The sequence below is a fragment of the Ramlibacter sp. genome (genome assembly GCF_035548915.1).
In the GTDB taxonomy this organism is placed as follows: Bacteria; Pseudomonadota; Gammaproteobacteria; order Burkholderiales; family Burkholderiaceae_C; genus Ramlibacter.
Genome location: NZ_DASZSE010000054.1, coordinates 186,392 through 202,023, shown reverse-complemented (window position 1 = coordinate 202,023; position 15,632 = coordinate 186,392). Strand labels below are relative to the sequence as shown.

The window sequence follows — 15,632 nt, the reverse complement described above, 5'->3', positions numbered from 1 at the left end:
CGTCATCGCGCGGCCTCCTGCCTGCCTTCGGGTGCCGCCGCCTGCCCGGTCGCGGTGGCGGACGCCTTGTTCACCTTGGTGACGCGCGGATCGGCCCAGGTGCCGTCCACGTGGAACTCCTGGGTCGTCGCGCGGATGAGGGGCTGGCGCAGGAACACCTGCGCGAGAAACGAGCCGAGCCCGAGCGCCGGGTTGATCACCGTCGCCACGAGCGACGCCGTGCCCGCGTTGATCTCCGGCACCACCACCACCTTCAGGTCCTGCGTCTCGTGCAGCATGTCGGCCTTGCCCTCCATCAGCACCGCCGCGTTCACGCCTTTCATCTGCAGGTTGTTGGTCGCGGCGATGCCCTGCTGGATCGTCACGTCGCCGCGCACGAAGTCGAACACGAAGCCTTCGCTGAACACGTCGCGGAAGTCGAGCGCGAGACGCCGCGGCAGCGACTGCAGGCTGAGCACGCCCATCAGCTTCGCGATGCCGGGATCGGCCTTCAGGAACTGGCCGCTCTCGACGTTCACGTTGAAGTTGCCGCTGAGGCTCGGATAGTCGATCGAAAGCGGCGAACCCAGCCAGGCCATCTGGCCTTCCATCTTGCCGCGGCCGCGCCGCACCACGTCCTTCATCCCGAAACGCGCGAGGGTGCCGCCCGCATCCGCGAGGTCGAGCTTGAAGTTCATCACCGTGCGGCGGCGCTCGGGCCCGCGCGGCGCGGAAGGCGCCTGCGCGCCCAGGGCGGCCCAGTTGCCGCTCGCGTTGAAGATCGCCTCCGGCGTGGCAAGCACGAGCCGGTTCAGCCGCCACTCGCGCACGCCGCCTTCGCGCGCCGCCGCGAACGCACCGCGATTCACCGCGTCGATCTCGAGGCGTCCGAGCTTCCTGCCGCGCAACTCGAAGTCGTCCACCACCACGTCGAGCGCGGGAATGTTGGCGGGCTGCTGCTCGAGCAGGTTTTCCACATCGCGTTCGTTGGAGGCGCCGATCGCGAGCCGCGCGAGCCGGGCATAGACCCGGCCCGAGCCGCTGCCCGAGGGCTGGCGGTATTCGATGTAGCCGTCGAGCTCGCCCGCATCGACGTTGGCGCGCCACGTGCGGCCGTCGCGCGAGCCGCCCACGACCACGTCGCGCAGCGTGCGGCCCTCGAGCTTCAGCTCCTTCGCGCGCACGGCCAGCGTCGTCGGCAGATAGGTCGACGCCGCGCTGTCGGAATTGCCGAGCAGCGTCCCACCGGGTGCCCCAGCTTGTGCGCCACCTGGTGCGCCACCTGGTGCGCCACCCGGTGCCGCGGCCGCCGGCGCCATCCGTTCGAGCACTTCCTGCCAAGCATCCATGTCGGCCGTGCCGAGCTGGATGTTCGCGCTCACGCCCTGCTCCGGCAACGCGGCCTCACCCCCGCCGACCGACACCGCGCCGCGCACCGCGCGAGGCTCGGGAGTCGACACATCGCGCACGTAGACAACCGACAGCACCTTGCCGAGGTCCACCGTCATGCGGTCCTGCAGGCGAAGCGGCGCGCCCGGCGCGGCCGCGGCGCCCGCGAGCGATTCGCGCGTGAGCGCCGTCTCGTAGCGCAGCGGCAAGGCGGTGTCGGCGCTCTTGGCGAGCGGCGCGGGCAATTGCAGCGCCATGCCCTGCAGCGAGCTCGCGACGAGCACCTCGGGCTGTCCCTGGCGAATCCCGATCACCGCGCTGTACGGCGCCGCGCCGCTCATGTCGCGCGCGAGCCGCGCGACAAAGCCGAGCTCGCCCGCCTGCCTGAGCCCTTCGGCCGTCGCCGTCCCCTGTGCGCGCAGCACCACCGGCGCATCGGAGCCGAGCTGCACGGAATTCGGCAGCATGGCGCGCGAGCCGCCTTCGAGCTTCACGTCGCCGCCGAGCGCGCGCGCCTGCACGCCCACGAGCTGGAAGCCGCGCTCGCTGAAAGCGATCATGCCCCGCGCCTTGGTGAGCCACGGGCTGTCGGGCGTCACCTGCACGTCGTTGTTGCCGGCAAGCGTGACGGTGCCGAGCACCTTCGAGCTGTCGATGTGCGCGATCGGCAGCGCGAGCTGCAGCTTCACGTCCGCCGTGCCGTTGGCGCGCGCCTTGCCGAGCGCGCCGCCGAGCATCGCCGAGACCGGCGAGCCGCCCACGACCGCGATGGATTCCGCGAGGGGGCCGCCCACCTGCCCGGCCACACTCACGACCGTGGCGCGGAAGTCGGGAATCTGCGCATCGGCCTTCACCGAAAGCCCGGGCATGCCGGCAAAGCCTCCGCGCGCATCCTTCACGGCCATGCCGTTGCCCTGGAACACGAGATCGCCCGAGAGTTGCGCAAGCGCGGGCCACGCACCGGGCCCCTTGTTGATGCGGTGCGGCACATAAGCGAAGAGTGCGTCGCGCACCTTGCCCGTGATCAGGAACTCGCCGTCCTTCGCATCCTTGCCGTCCCACGGAAAGTGCTTCAGGTCGCCGCGCACGCGAAACTGCGCCTGCGTCACTTCGCCTTGCTGCACGGCGTCGCGCACGTAGTCGCGCGCGGTCTTGATCACGGTGAGCGGCAGATAGCGCCACACGCGCGAGCCGTCCGCGCGAGCGAGGCTGCCCTGCAGATCGAGGACGCCGGGGAATCGCGGTTCGGCCTTTCCGTCGCCGGTGCGCCAGCTCACCTGCGCCTGCCCCAACGCATCCGCGTTGGCGAACTCGAGGTTGCCGATGCCCAGCGAAATCTGATCGTCCTTCAGCTTCCACTGGACGTCCGCCGTGAGCGAGTCGAGCGGCAGCACCGGCTCCTCGAAAACACCCGGCAGATCGAGCGCGCCTTCATGCACCGCGAGCTTCGCCTGGCCGCCCGCCTGCGTGAGGTCGAATTCGACGTCGGCGCCGCGCAGCCCCGGCGTGCCCGCGTGAGGATGCGCGTCGCTCGAGCCGTGCTGCGGGCGCGAGGCGACCTCGAGCCCCGAGGCCCGACCGCGCGCCTCGTACTTGCGCAGCGCGCCGAGCGGGCCTTCCCACTTCGCGTCGAGCTTGTCGATGAGGCCCTTGGGCTGATACGCCGTGAGCGCCGCGTGCGTGGCGGTGCCGAGCGGCAGATGCGACGCGACCTGCGAGAGCGCCGCGAGGTCGAGCTGGTCCGCGCGCAGCTCGCCGCGCGCGGGCGCCTTGCCCTCGCCCGCGAGCCACATCACGTACACGTTGCCGCCCGGCCAGCGCTGGCCCTCGACGGTCTGGAACCGCAAGTCCTGCGTGTGGAATTCGAAGCCGCCCTTCAGGCGCTTGCCGCCGAGCCGCCCCGACACCGCCTGCAGCGCGAGCGGCGCGAGCTTCGGGCCGAGCGTGGCGTCGACGGCGTTGAGCGCCACGTCGGCCGTGCCGCCCACCACCTGCCCGCGCTCGATGTCGGCCCATGCGCGCAGTGCGCCGCGGCCCTGGCCGATGCGCACGCCGATGTCCGCGTAGCGGCGCAGCTGCGACAGGTCCACGCGCGCGAACTCCGCGTAGAGCTGGCCGGCCCATTGCTGCCAATGACTTCCGTGCGGCGACAGCAGCGGCTCGCGGAACTGGCCCTCGATCGTGAAGCGCGCGCCCCATTCGGCGGGCGGGGTCGCGTCAAGGCGGATCGAATGGCGCCTCGAGCGGTTGCGCACGACGAAGTCCACGTCCGCGAGCGCGAGCGGCGGCGCACCGTGCATCTCGTCGGTCCAGCGCAGCATGCCGCCGCGAATCGCGAACTCGCCCTGCTCGAAGAACCAGTCGGCCGCGCGGGCGTCGTTGCTCCCGGGCCGGGAGAAGTCGAGCCCCGCCACGAAGATGTGGCCGTCGGCCGAACGCCGGATGTCCAGTTGCGGCGCGTCGATATAGAGCTGCTCGAAGCCGAACTTCAAAAGCGAATGCGGCGACAGCGCCACGAGCACGCGCGGAAGGCGCAGCGCCTCGCGGCCCTGCGGGTCGAGCAGCACCACGTCGCGCAGCTCGAACGAAGGGATGAGCCCCTCGCTGCGCGCACCGATGCTGCCGATGCGAACGGGCACCCCCAGGGCGCGCCCGGCTTCCATTTCCAGCGCGCCGCGCCATTCGCCGATTCGCGGCACAATCCACGCATGCAGCGCCCCCCAGGCCAGCGCGAACGCCAGCCAGGCGGCCATCAGCAGCCACAACGAGGCCTTGGCGGCGACCGCGAAGACTTTCAGCGGCCGTGAGGGTGCGGGCGGCGACTCGTTCATGAAACCTTCGAATCAGCAGGCATTATGACCCTCGGGCCCGGGTTCGATTCCTCGGCGCGGGGCACGGCGGTTTTCGCCGGCAACGGCGCAGCCGGCCCTTCGGACGACCCGTCCTTGCGCCTCGTTACCTTGTCGGCCCATTCGCGCCTCGCGCAGCGCCTGAGGCGCCGCTACGCGGCCGAACTGCGCCTCCTCGCACCGGGGGTGCCCGTGCTCGCCACGATCACCGAGGCTTACCGCCTGCTGCGCGATCAAGGCCATGCGACGGGCACGGCGCTCAGAATCGTGCGGCAGCTCGTGATCGAGCGGCTGATCGCGCTCGACTGCGACGAGCGCTGCCCGCTCGCGGCCGTCACGACCGCGGTCACGCAGCTCGCGGAATTCGCGCTCGACACGGCCTTGGCCGAGGCGATGCGCGAGCTGGATGCGCGCCATGGCGCGCCGCTCACGCCCGCCGGCGCGCGCGCCGAGCTCTGGGTGGTGGGCATGGGCAAGCTCGGCGCGCGCGAACTGAACGTTTCGAGCGACATCGACCTCGTCTATCTGTACGACCAGGACGGCGAGACGGCGGGCGATGCCGAAGGACGCAACCGCATCACGGCGCACGAGTATTTCGAGCGGGCCGTGAAAAGCGTGTACGCCCTGATCGGCGACGTGACCGAGCACGGGTTCGTGTTCCGAGTCGACCTCGCGCTGCGTCCCAACGGCAACTCGGGACCGCCCGCCGTATCCCTTGGCGCGCTGGAAGAGTATTTTCTGGTGCAGGGTCGCGAGTGGGAACGCTTCGCGTGGCTCAAGAGCCGCGTGGTGGCGCCTCGCGAGGCGGTGCTGCGCGGCTCGGCCCAGCAGCTGCGCGGCGTGGTGCTGCCCTTCGTGTTCCGGCGCTATCTCGACTACGGCGTGTTCGATGCGCTGCGCGTGCTGCACCGGCAGATTCGCGAGCATGCGGCCCGGCGCGCGGCGGGGCGGCCCGAGCGTGCGAACGACGTGAAGCTCTCGCGCGGGGGCATCCGCGAAATCGAATTCATCGTGCAGCTGCTGCAAGTCGTGCGCGGCGGCCAGTTTCCGGAGCTGCGCACGCGCCCCACGCTGCAGGCGCTCGAGAGGCTGCAGCGCGCGGGGCTGATGCCGCCCGCCACGGCTGCGTCGCTTGCGAACGCCTACGAATTCCTGCGCCGCACCGAGCACCGCATCCAGTATCTCGACGACCAGCAGACGCACGTGCTGCCGTGCGGCTGCTCGGAAGACGGGCGTGAGAGCGAGCGCAGCGACGGCGACTTGAACTGGATCGCGCGGACGATGGGCTTCGCCGACTGCTGCGCGTTCCTGCACGAGCTCGATTCGCACCGCGAGTTCGTGGCGCAGGAATTCGATCGCCTCCTCGGCGGCGCGACTGAATGCAAGGGCTGCGGCGGCCCGAAGAACGGGCGCGGCCGGCCGCCGGAGCTCGAGCAGCTCATCGAGCAGCTTCCGGCGCAATTGCGCGAACGCATCGAGCCCTGGGCGCAGCATGCGCGCGTGCAGTCGCTTCGGGACGAGGCGCGGCAGCGGCTCGCGCGGCTCGTGCAGCGCACGGCGCAATGGGTGGAGCAAAAGCGCGTGAGCGAGACCGCGGCGCTGCGGATGATCGACTGGGTCGAGCCGCTCCTGCGCCGCGAGAGCTATCTTGCGCTGCTCGCCGAGCGGCCGGGCGTGCACGAGCGGCTGCTGAGGCTCCTCGGCGCGGCGCGCTGGCCCGCGCGCTACCTCATGCAGCATCCCGGCGTGATCGACGAGCTGGCGAGCGAGGCGCTGCTTGCCGAACGCTTCGACGCCGAGGAGTTCGAGCGCGAGCTCGACCACCGCAGGCAGGCGCTCGCGATCACCGGCGAAGCCGACGACGAGGCGCTGCTCGATCTGCTGCGCCGCGCGCATCACGCGGAGGTGTTTCGCACGCTCGCGCGCGACGTGGAGGGGTGCCTCTCGGTGGAGCAGGTGGCCGACGAGCTGAGCGCGCTGGCCGACGCGGTGCTGCGCATCACGGCGCGCTGGTGCTGGCAGCGGCTGAAGAGCCGGCATCGCGAGGAGCCGCTTTTCGCGATCATCGGCTACGGGAAGCTGGGCGGCAAGGAGCTCGGCTACGGCAGCGACCTCGACATCGTCTTCGTCTACGAGGACGAGGACGAGGACGAACGCGCGCAGGAAGTCTATGCGGCTTTCGTGCGCAAGCTGATCAACTGGCTCACGACGAAGACGGCCGAGGGCGACCTCTACGAGATCGACACGGCGCTCAGGCCCAACGGCAGTTCGGGGCTGCTCGTCACGACGTTCCGCGCGTATGCCGACTACCAGCAAAAGCGCGGCAGCAATACGGCATGGACCTGGGAGCACCAGGCGATGACGCGCGCGCGGTTCGTGCTCGGTACCGAGTCGCTGAAGTCGCGCTTCGACCTCGTGCGAGAGGCGGTCATCACGGCGCCGCGCGACGTGGATTCGCTCAAGCTCGAGATCGAGCACATGCGCGAGAAGGTGAGTGCGGCGCATCCCGTGAAGGCGGGCCGATTCGATGTGAAGCACAGCCCCGGGGGCATGGTCGATGCCGAATTCGCCGTGCAGTTTCTCGTGCTGTCGCGCTCGGCCGAGCATCGCGAGCTGATCGCCAACGTCGGCAACATTGCGCTGCTGCAGCGTGCCGAAGCCGCCGGGCTGTTGCCGCGAGGCGTCGGCCTGGCGGCGGCCAACGCCTATCGCGAACTCAGACGCGTGCAGCACCGGGCGCGGCTGGATGAGGAGCCGACGCAGGTCGACCCCGCGACGCGAGAAGCCGAGCGCAATGCGGTGGCGACGCTCTGGCGGGTCGTGTTTTCGTAGGAGGGTGATACCCTTCGCGCGATGAAAAACTCGCGCCAGTTCGCGGCCGCCGCGGCTGCGCTCGCGCTCGCCGCGTGCGCGGTGCGGACTCCGCCCGGCTCGGTCGAAACGCCCGCGCCGCCGCAGTGGTACGCCCCGCTGCCGCACGGGGGCTCGCTCGCCGATCTCACGCGCTGGTGGCAGCAGTTCGACGACCCGCTCCTCATCGAGCTCATCACCGCCGCGCAGGACGCGAGCCCGACGGTCGCCGCCGCGGCATCGCGTATCGAACAGGCGCGCGCAACTCGCGTCGCCGCGCATGCCGCGCTGCTGCCGAGCGTCGACGCGAACGCGCAAGCCGTGCGCGCCAACCAGCCGCCGCTGCCGCTGTCGACCACGGTGCAAGTGGGCGCGCAGACCGCCTGGGAAATCGACCTCTTCGGTGGCAGGCGCGCCGCCGAACGCGCCGCCGCCGAACGCCTGCGCGGCAGCCAGGCCGGCTGGCACGAAGCGCGCGTCTCGGTCGCGGCCGAAACCGCCAATGCCTACTTCGACCTGCGCTCCTGCGAGCGCCAGGCGGTGGTCGCGAGCAACGACGCCCGCTCGCGCGCCGAAACCGCGCGCCTCACCGACTTGAGCGCGAAGGCCGGCTTCACCGCACCCGCGGTGGCCGCGCTCGCCCGCGCAAGTGCCGCGGAGGCCGCGGCACGCGCGACACAGCAGCGCGCCCAGTGCGACCTCGACGTGAAGGCCCTCGTCGCACTGTCCGGCATCGCCGAGCCCGCTCTGCGCGCGAAGCTCGCGGCCCCCTGGCAGGAGCCCGAGTCGTTCGCCCAAGCCGCGGTCGATGCCGTGCCCGCGCGCGCGATCGCCCAGCGGCCCGATGTCTACCGCGCCGAGCGGGAGGTGGCGGCGGCCAGCGCCGATGTCGGCAGCGCCCGCGCCGACCAGTTGCCGCGTCTGTCGCTCTCGGGCTCGATCGCCGTGGGCCACGCGTGGCTCGCGGGCACGAGCGTGGCCGCCGACACATGGTCGATCGGCCCGCTCGCGCTCACGCTGCCGGTCTTCGACGCAGGACGCCGCGCGGCCGCCACGGATGCGGCGCGCGCGCGTTACGACGAAGCCGTGGTGCAATACCGCTCGAGCGTGCGCCAGGCCGTGCGCGAAGTGGAAGAGGCCCTCGTCCATCTCGAAAGCGCGCGCGAGCGCGGGGCCGATGCGTTCACCGCGGTCGAGGGCTATCGCGCATCGTTCACCGCCACCGAGGCACGCTACCGGAGCGGCCTCGCAAGCCTGATCGAGCTGGAAGACCAGCGGCGCTCGGCGCTTGCCGCGGAAGAGGCGCTGGTGCAGTTGCAGCGCGAACGCGTGGGCGCCTGGGTGGCGCTCTATCGCGCGGTGGGCGGCGGCTGGTCGCGGCCGTGAGCCGGGGCCGGCAACGAGAACAACGAAAGCGAAGATGCAAACGCACATCGACCGTCGAAGCGCAGCGATCGCGACCTTCTGCGCTGCCGCGGCCCTGCTCCTCGCGGGCTGCGGCGACAAGGCGAACGACAAGGATGCGAAGGTCACCCCCAAGCCCGCCCTCACGGTCACGACGACCACGCCCGAACACACGATGCTGTCCGTCACGCTCGAAGCCAACGGCAACCTCGCGGCGTGGCAGGAAGCCAGCGTCGGCGCCGACACCAACGGCCTGCGCATCGCCGAAGTGCGCGTGAACGTCGGCGACCGCGTGCATCGCGGCCAGGTGCTCGCGACCTTCTCGGCCGACACCGTGCGGGCGGAGTTGTCGCAGGCGCGTGCCTCGCTCGTGGAAGCCGAAGCCAACGCCGCGGACGCGGCCGGCAACGCGCAGCGCGCGCGCAGTCTGCAGACCACCGGCGCATTGAGCCAGTCGCAGATCAACCAGTACCTCACTGCGGAGAAGACGGCGCAGGCGCGCGTGCAGGCGGCGCGCGCGGCTTTCGAGGCGCAGCAGGTGCGCCTCGCGCAGGCGACCGTGCGTTCGCCGGACGACGGCATCATCTCGTCGCGCACGGCGACCGTCGGCTCGGTCGTGAACAGCGGCACGGAACTCTTCCGCCTGATCCGCAAGGGCCGGCTCGAATGGCGCGCCGAAGTGACGTCCGCCGAACTCGGCAAGCTCACGACGGGCACGCGCGCGATCGTGACGGCGGCAAGCGGCGCGCGGCTGGAGGGGCGCGTACGAACCATCGGCCCCACGGTGGATCCGGCCAATCGCATCGCGCTCGTCTACGTCGACGTGCTGCCCTTGCCGGGCCCCGCGGCCGGCAGCGCGCGGGCGGGCATGTTCGCGCACGGCGAGTTCGATCTCGGCTCGGTGCCCGCACTCACGGTGCCGCAGCAATCGGTGGCGGTGCGCGAAGGCTTCAGCTACGTGTTCCGCGTGAATCCGGACCATCGCGTGACGCAGGTGAAAGTGCAGATCGGACGCATCGCGGGCGACCGCCTCGAAGTCACTTCGGGCCTCGCGGCGGATGCGCGCATCGCCGCGACCGGCGCGGGCTTCCTGAACGACGGCGACGTCGTTCGCATCGCGGGCGACACGGCTGCAGCGGCGGGGGCATCCGCGGCGGCGTCCGCGGCGTCGTCGCCGGGCAGGTGAAGCCATGATGAACGTCTCGTCCTGGTCGATCAGGAATCCCGTTCCCGCGGTGATGCTCTTCGTGCTGCTCACCTTCGGCGGGCTCATCTCCTTTCAGGCGATGAAGGTGCAGAACTTCCCCGACATCGACCTGCCCACCATCAACGTGACGGCGCTCTTGCCCGGCGCGTCGCCCGCGCAGATGGAAACCGACGTGGCGCGCAAGATCGAGAATTCGATCGCCACGCTGCAAGGCCTGAAGCACATCTACACGACGGTGCAGGACGGCGTGGCGAACGTCACCGCGGAGTTCCGGCTCGAAAAGCCGGTGCAGGAAGCACTCGACGACGTGCGCTCGGCCGTGTCGCGCGTCCGCTCCGACCTGCCGGCCGACCTGCGCGACCCGATCGTCACCAAGCTCGAACTGGCCGCGCAACCGGTGCTCGCGTTCACCATCACGTCGGGCCACATGGACGAGGAGGCGCTCTCCTGGTTCGTGGACAACGACGTGTCGCGCAAGCTCCTCACTGTGCGCGGCGTGGGCGCAGTCACGCGCGTGGGCGGCGTCTCGCGCGAAATCCGGGTCGCGCTCGATCCCGCCCGGCTGCAGGCGCTGGGCGTGACGGCCGCCGACATCTCGCACCAGTTGCGCCAGACGCAGCTCGAAAGCGCGGGTGGCCGCACCGACATCGGCAGCGGCGAACAGCCGGTGCGCACGCTCGCCACCGTTCGCAGTGCGCGCGAGATCGGGCAGATCCAGATTCCGATTCCGGGGCTGGGCGGCGGCGCCAATGCGGCCGGACGCAGCGTGAAGCTGGAGGACGTCGCGACCGTGAGCGACACGATCGCCGAGCGTCGCGAGGCGGCGCTCCTGAACGGCAAGCCCGTGGTCGGATTCGAGGTCTCCCGCAGCCGCGGCGAAAGCGAAGTGGACGTCGGCGCGGGCGTGCAGAAGGCGCTCGCGGAACTGAAGGCGCAGCACCCCGACATCCAGCTCACGCAGGCGTTCGACTTCGTGACACCCGTCGAGGAGGAATACGAGGGGTCGCTCCACCTGCTCTACGAGGGCGCGGCCCTGGCGGTGCTCGTGGTGTGGCTGTTCCTGCGCGATCCGCGCGCGACCTTCGTGTCCGCCGTTGCCTTGCCGATGTCGGTGATCCCGGCCTTCGTGGGCATGCACTGGCTCGGGTTCTCGATCAATGTCGTCACGCTGCTCGCGCTGTCGCTGGTGGTCGGCATCCTGGTCGACGACGCGATCGTCGAAGTGGAAAACATCGTGCGGCACCTGCGCATGGGCAAGACGCCCTACCAGGCCGCGATGGAAGCGGCCGACGAGATCGGGCTCGCGGTGATCGCGACCACCTTCACGTTGATCGCGGTGTTCCTGCCCACCGCGTTCATGAGCGGCATCGCCGGCAAGTTCTTCAAGCAGTTCGGCTGGACGGCCTCGCTCGCGGTGTTCGCGTCGCTGGTCGTCGCGCGCATGCTCACGCCGATGATGGCCGCTTACCTCCTGAAGCCCGCCTCCGGAGAATACGTCGAGCCGCGCTGGCACAAGGTGTATCTGAGGTGGGTGCGCTGGAGCATGACGCACCGGCTGGCGACCTTCGTGCTGTCGGGCCTCTTCTTCGTCGGCTCGGTGATGCTGATCCCGCTGCTGCCCACCGGGTTCGTGCCGCCCGACGACAATTCGCAGACACAGGTCTATCTCGAGCTCGCGCCCGGCTCGACGCTCGCGCAGACCCAGGCCGCGGCCGAGGAGGCGCGCGCCGCGGTCATGAAGGTGAAGTACGTGCAAAGCGTCTACACCACCATCGGCGGCGGCAGCGCGGGCACCGATCCGTTCGCGCCGTCGGCAAGCGCCGAGCCGCGCAAGGCAACGCTCACGATCCTGCTTGCCGAGCGCGGCGAGCGGCCCGTGAAGCAGCGCATCGAAAACGACATCCGCGCAGCACTCGAGCCGATCCCCGGCATCCGCAGCAAGGTGGGCCTGGGCGGCTCGGGCGAAAAGTACATCCTCGTGCTTTCGGGCGACGACGACGAGGCGCTGCGCACCGCGTCGCTCGCGGTCGAGAAGGACCTGCGCACGATCCCCGGGCTCGGCCAGATCGCCTCCACCGCGAGCCTGATCCGACCGGAGATCGCCGTGCGGCCGAACTTCGCGAAGGCCGCCGACCTCGGCGTGAGCAGCTCGGCCATCGCAGACACGCTGCGCATCGCGACCACCGGCGACTACGACGTGGCGCTGCCGAAGCTGAATCTCTCGCAGCGGCAGGTGCCGATCGTCGTGAAGCTGCGCGAGGACGCGCGCCGCGACCTGGGCGTGCTCGAACGCCTCACGGTGCCGGGGGCGCGCGGGCCGGTGATGCTCGGTGAAGTCGCCACGCTGGAGCTCACCGGCGGGCCGGCCGTGATCGCGCGCTACGACCGTTCGCGCAACATCAATTTCGAGATCGAGCTCTCGGGCCAGCCGCTCGGCGAGGTGAAGGCGAAGGTGGACGACCTGCCCTCGATCCGCCACCTGCCGCCCGGCGTGCACGTGCGCGAAGTGGGCGACGCCGAAGTGATGGGCGAGCTCTTCACGAGCTTCGCGCTCGCGATGCTCACGGGCGTGCTGTGCATCTACATCGTGCTCGTGCTCCTCTTCCACGACTTCCTGCACCCGGTCACGATCCTCTCGGCGCTGCCGCTGTCCCTGGGCGGCGCGTTCGTCGGATTGCTCATTGCGCAGAAGAGCTTCTCGATGCCGTCGCTGATCGGGCTCATCATGCTGATGGGCATCGCCACCAAGAACTCGATCCTGCTCGTGGAGTACGCGATCGTCGCGCGCGAGGAGCATGGCTTGAGCCGGTTCGATGCGCTCATGGATGCCTGCAGCAAGCGCGCGCGGCCGATCATCATGACGAGCATCGCGATGGCCGCGGGCATGCTGCCGATCGCGATCGGCATCGGCGCGGCCGACCCGAGCTTTCGCTCGCCGATGGCGGTCGCCGTGATCGGCGGGCTCGCGACTTCCACGGTGCTCAGCCTGCTCGTGGTGCCGGCCGTGTTCACGTACATGGACGATCTCGAACACTGGGTTCGCCGCCGCGGCGCGGGCTTGCGCGCGCGCCTTGCGAATCTTCGATTCAGGCCGCGGCCGAAGCCTTCCGCGTGATGGAACTGAAATTCGTCGACCTCGACCTCTTCGATGCGCTCGCCGAGCGGCGCGTGCGCGTCGCCGAGGAACGCTTCATCGTGAAGTCGGAAATGCTCGGCAAGATCGCCATCGCGCCCGGGGTCTCGCTGCACGAAGACTTGACCGTGCTCGGCACCGACTGGATTCCCGCGCGCGGCGACGGCATCGCGACACTGCAGCAGATGACGCACACGCCGCAGACCTTCCTTCCCAAGGCGCGCAACATCGCGCAGCGCGAGGGCCGGTGGTTCACGGCATGCGCGACGCAGCGCGCGATCGAGGAGCCCGTGGTGCTCGCGGGCGGCAACATCAACTACTACCACTGGTGGATCGACAACGTGCCGCGCCTTCTGATGGCGCGCAAGTACGGCCAGCTCGAGGGCCGGAAGGTGCTGGTCAACCACGACCTCACGTCCTTCGCGGCGGGCACGTTGCGGCGGCTCGGGATCGGCGAGGAGCGCCTCGTGCGGGTGAGCGCCGACGAGGCCTTGCTGTGCGGCGACGTCTGCGTGCCTGCCATGCTGGCTTCGGCGACGGCGGTGCATCCGGCGGTGCCCCCGCTCGTGCGCGACGCGCTGGGCGTGCGCGGCCACGCCGGGGGCAAGCGCCGCATCTATCTCTCGCGGCAGGACGCCGGCTCGCGGCGGCTCGTGAACGAGGAAGCCTTCACCGAAGTCCTGGCACGGTGGGGGTTCGAGCGCATGCTGCCTTCGCGGATGAGCGTGGACGAGCAGATCGAGTGCTGCTCGGAGGCCGAGGCGATCGTCGCGGTGCACGGCGCGGCGCTTGCCAACATGCTGTTCGCGCCTGCCGGCGCTGCCGTCATCGAGATCTTCACACCGGCCTACCCGGCCAGCTTCTACGTGCTCCTCGCGCATGCATGCGGCGTGCGACACGTGTTCAGTCCGGCGCCGCTCGTGGAGGCACAGGCGGGCGTGAGTCCGCTCTACCATCCGCTATGGGAAGCGGACCTCGAAGCGCTGGAACGCACGTTGCGGGAAACTCTGGGGTGAGTGGTGTGGAGAGCGGCGTGGAACTGAAATTCGTCGGCATCGAGGCTTGGGAAGCAGCGTCGAACGAACGCATCGACGTGCCGGAAGACCGCTACACGCTCACCGACGGATCGGGTGCGAAGTTCTCGATCCTGCCCGGCCTCACGCTGCATCGCGATCTCACGATTCTCGGGACGGACTGGATTCCGGTGCGGCGGGACGGAACGTCGGCGCTGGACCAGATGACGCATCGCCCCGAGTCGTTCATCGGGAAGGCTCGCAACTTCGAACAGCGCGACGGGCGCTTTTTCGTCACCGCGGCCCGGCGACGACGGCTCGACGGCAGTGCATTGCTCGTGGGCGGCCATGCCAACTACTACCACTGGCTCATCGACTACGTTCCGCGCCTTCTGTATGCGGAGCGGCACGGCGAATTCCTGGATTCGCGCCGGCTGCTCACGAATGCGCAGCGCACGCCCGCGCAGCGCGAAGTGCTGGACCTGCTCGGCATCTGCGCGGACCGCCTGATCGAAGTCGAGCCCGACGAGGCGGTGACGATCGCCGAAGTGTGCGTGCCCAACATGCTGGCGGCCTCGTCCGTCGTTCATCCGCTCGTGCCCGAACTGCTGCGCGAGGCGCTGCCGCCGCGCGACTCGCGGCCCGGACGGCGCATCTACCTCTCACGGCAGGATGCGCCCACGCGGCAGCTCGTGAACGAAGAGGCGCTCACGCAGTTGCTCGACCGGTACGGCTTCGAGCGACTGGTGCCGGGCCGCATGCGCGTGCAGGACCAGATCGACGCGTGCGCTTCGGCCGAAGCGATGGTGGCGGTGCACGGAGCGGCGATGGCGAACCTCGTCTTCTGCCCGCCGCATGCGCGGGTGATCGAGATCTTCACGCCGGGACACGCGGCGAGCTACTTCCTGATCCTGGCTCACGTTTGCGGCCTCGCTCACCAGTTCAGCCCCGCGTCGGTCGTGGACCGGCAAGCGGGCAGGACCGACCTGCATCATCACTGGGAAGTGGACCTCGCAGCACTCGAAAGCATCCTGCGCACGATCGGGTCAGGCTATGTTGCGGCGAGGTAGGAGTGGATCAATCTGAGCAGTTCCCGCTCGATCCTCTTGTCCTCCAGCCCGAGCGGGCCCGGGTCGTTGAGCACGGCGTGCACCAGCACGCCCGCCAGCGCGTGATAGGCAAAGAGAATGCGCAACTCCCGCTGCGCGGGCGGAACCCCGACCAGATAGGGGCTCAACAGGCGGACCAGCATCACACGGTAGCGGTCGCCGGACTCCTTGATGACCTTCCACATGCCCTCTCTGCTGTGCTGGAGTGATGCGCGCATCACGCCCAGGTTGGTGCGGAAGTTCTCGACCGTCTCCCGCACGATGTCGGCGCAGAGTTTTTCCAGGGACGATTCGCCCGGAGGATGCCGGGCGATGAACGCCTTGATCGCCTGCTCCGTGCGAATGGTCTGCACGCGTTGCATGGTGACGAAGAAGTCGCCCTTGCTTCCAAACCGGCCGTAGAAGGCGCCAACCGTCGTTCCCGCCGCCTCGCAAAGGCCGTCGATCGACAGATCCTCCAGCGACATCTCCCTGAGCAGCCGCCGCCCTGCATCGATCAGGGCAGCCGCGGTCTTGATGCTGCGGGATTGTCTGGCGGGCAGCATCTCCGGCAGGCGTCCTTCCGCCGCCCACGTCCCGATGTTCTCGGGTGAGCCGAGGTCGTCGGCTTTCATGCGCGCGCGCTCACCACCCATTGACAGAGGAATGAAAGAGAATAAGAATCACGATTCTATTTTGACCTGGCGAGGCTTCGCGTTG

8 protein-coding genes are annotated in these 15,632 nt (G+C 69.8%); 6 read left to right on the top strand and 2 right to left on the bottom strand.

The annotated features are described in order from the left end of the window. Positions 1-2 precede the first annotated feature (2 nt). Complete coding sequence (locus tag VHA82_RS25030; protein WP_325548432.1) at positions 3-4,199, bottom strand: YhdP family protein; 4,197 nt, start codon at positions 4,197-4,199, stop codon at positions 3-5. Between the two features lie 24 nt (positions 4,200-4,223). Between VHA82_RS25030 and glnE the strand changes: the two genes are divergently transcribed. From glnE to VHA82_RS25000, 6 genes are read left to right on the top strand one after another with little or no spacing between them, the layout of a single operon-like run. Beyond that, positions 4,224-7,049: a bifunctional [glutamate--ammonia ligase]-adenylyl-L-tyrosine phosphorylase/[glutamate--ammonia-ligase] adenylyltransferase gene (gene glnE, locus VHA82_RS25025; protein WP_325548430.1), complete on the top strand. Its 2,826-nt coding sequence runs from the start codon at positions 4,224-4,226 to the stop codon at positions 7,047-7,049. A gap of 21 nt (positions 7,050-7,070) precedes the next feature. Beyond that, complete coding sequence (locus tag VHA82_RS25020; protein ID WP_325548428.1) at positions 7,071-8,453, top strand: efflux transporter outer membrane subunit; 1,383 nt, start codon at positions 7,071-7,073, stop codon at positions 8,451-8,453. Between the two features lie 34 nt (positions 8,454-8,487). After that, positions 8,488-9,657 carry an efflux RND transporter periplasmic adaptor subunit gene (locus VHA82_RS25015; RefSeq protein ID WP_325548425.1) on the top strand — a complete coding sequence of 390 codons (1,170 nt, stop codon included), beginning with the start codon at positions 8,488-8,490 and terminating at the stop codon, positions 9,655-9,657. Positions 9,658-9,664: 7 nt separating this feature from the next. After that, positions 9,665-12,793 (top strand): efflux RND transporter permease subunit, encoded by a 3,129-nt coding sequence (locus VHA82_RS25010; RefSeq protein ID WP_325548423.1) that lies wholly within the window; start codon positions 9,665-9,667, stop codon positions 12,791-12,793. Next, complete coding sequence (locus VHA82_RS25005; protein ID WP_325548420.1) at positions 12,793-13,827, top strand: glycosyltransferase family 61 protein; 1,035 nt, start codon at positions 12,793-12,795, stop codon at positions 13,825-13,827. The genes VHA82_RS25010 and VHA82_RS25005 overlap by 1 nt, the downstream gene beginning before the upstream one ends. 17 nt (positions 13,828-13,844) lie before the next feature. Beyond that, a complete protein-coding gene (locus VHA82_RS25000; protein ID WP_325548417.1) occupies positions 13,845-14,894 on the top strand; it encodes a glycosyltransferase family 61 protein in 1,050 nt (349 codons plus the stop codon). Here VHA82_RS25000 and VHA82_RS24995 read toward each other — a convergent pair. Beyond that, entirely contained in the window at positions 14,876-15,547 is a 672-nt protein-coding gene (locus VHA82_RS24995) for a TetR/AcrR family transcriptional regulator (RefSeq protein ID WP_325548415.1), read from the bottom strand. The two genes, VHA82_RS25000 and VHA82_RS24995, sit on opposite strands and share 19 nt — an antisense overlap. Positions 15,548-15,632 lie beyond the last annotated feature (85 nt).

What these genes read in the sequence shown, in the direction of transcription:
- VHA82_RS25030 (WP_325548432.1), bottom strand. Translation starts at nt 4,199, where the DNA reads ATGAACGAGTCGCCGCCCGCACCCTCACGGCCGCTGAAAGTCTTCGCG.
- glnE (WP_325548430.1), top strand. Translation starts at nt 4,224, where the DNA reads ATGACCCTCGGGCCCGGGTTCGATTCCTCGGCGCGGGGCACGGCGGTT.
- VHA82_RS25020 (WP_325548428.1), top strand. Translation starts at nt 7,071, where the DNA reads ATGAAAAACTCGCGCCAGTTCGCGGCCGCCGCGGCTGCGCTCGCGCTC.
- VHA82_RS25015 (WP_325548425.1), top strand. Translation starts at nt 8,488, where the DNA reads ATGCAAACGCACATCGACCGTCGAAGCGCAGCGATCGCGACCTTCTGC.
- VHA82_RS25010 (WP_325548423.1), top strand. Translation starts at nt 9,665, where the DNA reads ATGAACGTCTCGTCCTGGTCGATCAGGAATCCCGTTCCCGCGGTGATG.
- VHA82_RS25005 (WP_325548420.1), top strand. Translation starts at nt 12,793, where the DNA reads ATGGAACTGAAATTCGTCGACCTCGACCTCTTCGATGCGCTCGCCGAG.
- VHA82_RS24995 (WP_325548415.1), bottom strand. Translation starts at nt 15,547, where the DNA reads ATGAAAGCCGACGACCTCGGCTCACCCGAGAACATCGGGACGTGGGCG.